This is a genomic window from Cyanobacteriota bacterium, assembly GCA_025054735.1.
GTDB lineage: Bacteria > Cyanobacteriota > Cyanobacteriia > SKYG9 > SKYG9 > SKYG9.
Map to the genome: position 1 here is coordinate 1 of JANWZG010000306.1, position 4,946 is coordinate 4,946.

Annotated in this window: 7 protein-coding genes; 5 read left to right on the forward strand and 2 right to left on the reverse strand. The window is 47.3% G+C overall.

The window, feature by feature from the left end:
* Positions 1-12 precede the first annotated feature (12 nt).
* The 3 genes from NZ772_13705 (at position 13) to NZ772_13715 (ending at position 1,617) form a co-directional block, all read left to right on the forward strand.
* On the forward strand, positions 13-207 hold the full coding sequence (locus NZ772_13705; GenBank protein MCS6814604.1) for a hypothetical protein: 195 nt from the start codon (positions 13-15) through the stop codon (positions 205-207).
* A gap of 93 nt (positions 208-300) precedes the next feature.
* A complete protein-coding gene (gene cax / locus NZ772_13710; GenBank protein MCS6814605.1) occupies positions 301-1,377 on the forward strand; it encodes a calcium/proton exchanger in 1,077 nt (358 codons plus the stop codon).
* A gap of 3 nt (positions 1,378-1,380) precedes the next feature.
* Positions 1,381-1,617 carry a DUF370 domain-containing protein gene (locus NZ772_13715; protein ID MCS6814606.1) on the forward strand — a complete coding sequence of 79 codons (237 nt, stop codon included), beginning with the start codon at positions 1,381-1,383 and terminating at the stop codon, positions 1,615-1,617.
* A 15-nt stretch (positions 1,618-1,632) separates the two neighbouring features.
* On the opposite strand, the gene sixA is transcribed toward NZ772_13715, so the two are convergent.
* Positions 1,633-2,160: a phosphohistidine phosphatase SixA gene (gene sixA / locus NZ772_13720; protein MCS6814607.1), complete on the reverse strand. Its 528-nt coding sequence runs from the start codon at positions 2,158-2,160 to the stop codon at positions 1,633-1,635.
* A gap of 29 nt (positions 2,161-2,189) precedes the next feature.
* Positions 2,190-3,599, reverse strand: a complete 1,410-nt coding sequence (locus NZ772_13725) for a hypothetical protein (protein ID MCS6814608.1) — start codon at positions 3,597-3,599, stop codon at positions 2,190-2,192.
* A gap of 280 nt (positions 3,600-3,879) precedes the next feature.
* Here NZ772_13725 and NZ772_13730 point away from each other — a divergent pair, with 280 nt between their 5' ends.
* Positions 3,880-4,347 (forward strand): hypothetical protein, encoded by a 468-nt coding sequence (locus tag NZ772_13730; GenBank protein ID MCS6814609.1) that lies wholly within the window; start codon positions 3,880-3,882, stop codon positions 4,345-4,347.
* Positions 4,348-4,453: 106 nt separating this feature from the next.
* The coding region (locus NZ772_13735; GenBank protein MCS6814610.1) for a thiazole synthase at positions 4,454-4,946 on the forward strand (493 nt) is incomplete at its 3' end.

Consider the following 4,946-nt stretch of genomic DNA (forward strand, 5'->3'; position numbering starts at 1 on the left):
AATCGATAGAACATGCAAACTTGGCAACAACTGACAGACCTAATAATCTGTTCCTACATTTATCTGTTCCTACATTTGATGACAGTCGTCAGCCTTGCCGATAGCAACAACACAGACAAAACTAGCGGCCAGAATTTAGTGGAAATTGCGTATACGTTAGCCTATTATTACAGCGTGCGATCGCCAACACAGATATTTAGTGCTTAAATCTTTGTAATGAATTGAGGGCCTCTATGCCCCGCCAGTGGCGAAACCTATTCACTGTTTTGATCCCCGCCATCCCCTGCTGGAGCTTTGTTAATGACCGCAAAGAATTTCATCGTTACAGTCCTTCTCATTTTTGTCCCAATTTCAATTACAGCCCATTTCCTAGAGTGGTCACCTATCGTTGTGTTTTTGACAGCCTGTGCTGCGATTGTGCCTCTTGCAGGTTGGATGGGCACTGCCACTGAAGAAATTGCTGTTGTCTTAGGGCCATCTTGGGGCGGACTATTGAATGCTACCTTTGGGAATGCAACCGAATTGATCATTGCCCTAGTTGCCCTGAATGCTGGCTTAACCGAAGTCGTCAAAGCCAGTTTAACTGGATCCATTATTGGTAACCTACTGCTGGTAATGGGGCTATCGATGCTGTTGGGGGGTCTGCGATATAAAGAGCAAGAGTTTCAGCCGATCGTAGCGCGGGTCAATGCCTCGTCTATGAATCTAGCCGTAATCGCTATCCTACTACCTACCGCAGTCAACGCCACGTCTACTGGTGTAGCCGCCAACAATATCCGCAACCTATCGCTAGCCACTGCGATCGTACTGATTATCGTCTATGCCCTAACCTTACTCTTTTCCATGAAGACCCATGCCTACCTTTGTGATGTCGGTGAAGTAGACCTAGGGGAGAACCGTCATCCCAATCAAAAGCCTAACTTATGGTTGTGGGTAGCGGCGTTGTTAGTGACAACTGTGCTGGTGGCCATTGAATCTGAGTTCCTGGTTGATTCCCTTGAAGTTGCAACCACTAGCTTGGGTCTCACACCTTTGTTCACTGGGGTGATCCTGCTGCCTATTATCGGTAATGCGGCTGAACACGCCACCGCTGTTACTGTTGCCATGAAAAACAAAATGGATCTGTCGGTTTCAGTTGCTGTTGGCTCTAGCTTACAAATTGCCCTGTTTGTGGCACCCGTTTTAGTAGTAGCTGGTTGGATTATGGGCAAGCCTATGGACCTAAACTTCAACCCCTTCGAGCTAGTTGCTGTTGCTGTTGCTGTGCTAATTGCTAACTCTATTAGTTTCGATGGTCGCTCTAATTGGCTAGAAGGAACCTTGTTGCTAGCTGCCTATGTTGTGTTAGGTTTTGCTTTCTTTTTCCATCCTGCCTAATGCATGACTCTTAAGCTAATCAACATTGGATTTGGCAACATTGTGGCTGCAAATCGTGTTATTGCGATCGTCAGCCCAGATTCTGCCCCAATTAAACGCATTGTTGCTGATGCCAAAGAGCGAGGCCAAGTAGTAGATGCCACCTATGGTCGTCGTACTCGTGCTGTGATTATTGCCGACTCTGGGCATGTTATCTTGTCTGCCATGCTGCCAGAGACAATCGCCAGCCGCTGTCTGTAGATAGTTACAAGGCAGTTAGAGCAATAGTTTAGGTGAGGTTAGCCAAATTAACTGGCCATTACCAGAGAGCTGACGGATCGGTTTTTGAGTTAGGTCTGGCAAGAGAATACCAACAATCCCTGCCTTTTTGAGGACGATCGCTCCCTTAGTCTGTCCCCATACTAAGCGCTCTGCCCAATAGCCTAAATCTGGTTGATGCCCTACAAAGGCAATGCGTTGAGGACTATCTGCATCAGGCGTTTGGGTGGTTTCTAGCCACGCTGCTAGCCACGCTAACCCTTGGTCAAAAGCGCCATCTGGTGATAGCCAATCTACCTGCTCTACCCGGTCACATAATCCTTGGCGACGCAAAATATCTGCTGTTTGCTGTGCTCGCACTAAAGGACTAGTTAATAGATAATCGAATCGACCTAATAGCTCAACTAACCGTTGGGCAACCTGTTGAGTGCGTTTGATACCTGTAGTCGTGAGGGGACGATCGGCATCGTTAGCATAGGTTCCGCGTTCAGCAGCAATTCCATGGCGAATCAGGTATAGCTCAATCATGCCCATACTAGCCACTGCTTCCCAGACTAGCTGCGTTCTGAGGCTTCTAGCTGACTCAGCTTTTCGCTCAAGCTTAAAATCACCGCCCTAAGCTTAGCTACTGTTTCATGGGATATTGCTGATGAATTCGTTGTCACATGCTCAACTAGCTCATCTACCTTGCGTTGCAACTGATCCACAAAGCCTAGAACATCACGTTCCATCGAATTCTGTTGTTGACGAAACTTGAGAGCAGCTCCTCGTAAAACTTGCAACGTTGCTTCTTCACCGTAGGTTCCTGGCATAAAGCGAAACCGCAGGAGTATACGAGCATTCTGATAAATGCGCTCAATTTCTACCTGTTGGGCTGTATGAATTGGCTCTGGAGGCAGTCCACTCAATTTTTTGAGTTCAGTTATGATCGCTTGCATTTGGGCAGGTAATAGCTCCTCTAAAGTTGCTTGCAGCACACCATTCTGACTCCAGAGAATGCGCCCTGAAGTCGGTTGCTGCTCAAAAAACAAACGCCCAATGCCCTCCGCTAAAACTCGTGCCAATAATTCAGGCAACAAATCAGTAGGCGGTAACTTTGATAGGTTTGCGATCGGGGTAGCTATATACTTAGGCCTTAACTCCAACACTGGAGGTAACACAATGTGCGGTGGCGGCGCTGGCGGTAGATCAGGCATTACAAGTTCTGACGATGATGACCTTACCTCTGTAGTAGCTGACAAAGGAGGCTGCACCGTCGGTGCTGACACTGACTGGTCTAATTGACGGTTTGCGGTATCAGTATGAGCAGGCAACTCATCTGTAGGCAACTCATCCTGAATATCAGTAATCAGCGTTGCTTGATCATCTTGATAGAAGGAGGCACGCTTTGGTTGAGCAGAATATGCTGTTGCAGCAACAGGCTGCACAGACTCAGCACTCGACTTGGTAGAACTAGGGGAACTGGGCGACTCGTGGGACTGAGCTGTATAGGGCTGGGAATGGAAAGCTTCACTACCTGCTTGTTGCTTAGGGTTTGTCTGAGCGTGTAACTCTGGCTCAATTACTTTGCGTGCTGGGCGAGTAGGCTTAACCCTCGGAGGCTTTTGATTACCTCGCTGTCCTACATAGTTGAGATAGGCCGACAACATGTTCTGATGAACATCATTGGGCAAACGATGGGCAACAAGCGAGTAGTTAACGTAGGCCAAAATGCGACGAACGTACTCCAAGGCAATATCATCATCAGGACTCACCATCCCCAAGTGGAGATTGGTTTTTTCAATAGACAGAGGCAGAACTTGGTGATACAGGCACGCTTCAAAGGGAAGCAGCGTATCAATGAGCTGAAACATTTGCTCAGAGTCAATCCTGGATTCCCAGTTATCACTCTCGCCAGAGCCATAGGGCCACTGAGACCGTGAAGAGTTCCTAAAGTTAGAGCGATCGCTTGGTAGAACAGACACTGCAAACCAGCCTGTAGATAGTTACAAAATATCTACTATCCTAAGACTGACAGGACAGGAAATCTACGAAAAAACAGGGAAGAATCCTAAAAATAGCGCAAAAAAATGTTCAATATTTGTGAAGTTTTGATGAAGTTACAAAACTGTACGTACTTGTAAGACTCCTTAATGTTACGGACAGAGTCCCAAAAAAATTCTTGAGTTGAACTTGTTTCGTAGGTTACTGTTGTAATGGGCATGGTTATTGTCCACTGTTTACTCCAGCAGAAGGCTTAACATCGTGAACCATCACTCCTTTTCCTACGATGCGCGATCGATTGCTCCCTGTGTTGTTGACCAAGGGATTGTTGTTAATCGTCAAGATATGCAGCGTCTGCTCACAGATCTTAGTCACGTTCGCTACGCTTACTGGTGTGACGGGCAGCTTGCTAGTGAAGACGAAGGATGCGTCCTAGAAGTATTTGCTGATCCTCAACGGTCAACGCTGATTGCTAACCACAGTCTGTATATTAATCTGTGTAGTTTTGATTATTTGCAGTTAGGTTACTCGACTGACCACCAACCCTGTTTTGAGCTGATTCAAGAATCTCGGCGATTGCAACTTATTCCCCTCTGTAACCCACTGCGAGATCAAGCAACCCGTGACTTGAATGCCGCAACCCTGGAAGCTGTTGTTGCTGAAGTGCTCTCAGAGGGGTGGGATGTGCAGCTTGATGACGACGATGACTGTTCTAACTCTGCCTTTTGAATTCTGTAATTATCCTGAAATTCCCTTGACGAGGATTATTCCACTGTTGAGCAGTTGGTAGCCTGAAGGTGAGATACTGAATAGCCCAAAGGAATTAACAGGGACTATGCAAACCTTAAACAAAGTTGAACAAGCACTACCAGAGACCCAGGGCGATCGTCCCCTCGTAATTGCTGGACGCACATTTCGCTCCCGGCTGATGACGGGTACTGGTAAATATCGGAACCATGATGAAATGCGCCAGAGCATCATCGCTAGCCACTGTGAAATCGTTACTGTAGCAGTGCGCCGAGTCCAAACAAACGCCCTAGGACATGAAGGTCTAGCAGAAGCTCTAGACTGGTCAAGCCTCTGGATGTTGCCTAACACGGCTGGTTGCCAGACAGCAGAGGATGCAGTGCGGGTGGCACGCCTAGGGCGGGAAATGGCGAAACTCCTAGGACAGGAAGACAATAACTTTGTCAAGCTAGAAGTTATTCCGGATGCTAAGTATTTGCTGCCAGACCCAATCGGGACATTAGCAGCAGCAGAGCAGTTAGTAAAAGAGGGGTTTGCAGTGTTGCCCTATATCAATGCGGATCCCTTACTGGCCAAACGGT

What these genes read in the sequence shown, in the direction of transcription:
- cax (MCS6814605.1), top strand. Translation starts at nt 301, where the DNA reads ATGACCGCAAAGAATTTCATCGTTACAGTCCTTCTCATTTTTGTCCCA.
- NZ772_13705 (MCS6814604.1), top strand. Translation starts at nt 13, where the DNA reads ATGCAAACTTGGCAACAACTGACAGACCTAATAATCTGTTCCTACATT.
- NZ772_13715 (MCS6814606.1), top strand. Translation starts at nt 1,381, where the DNA reads ATGACTCTTAAGCTAATCAACATTGGATTTGGCAACATTGTGGCTGCA.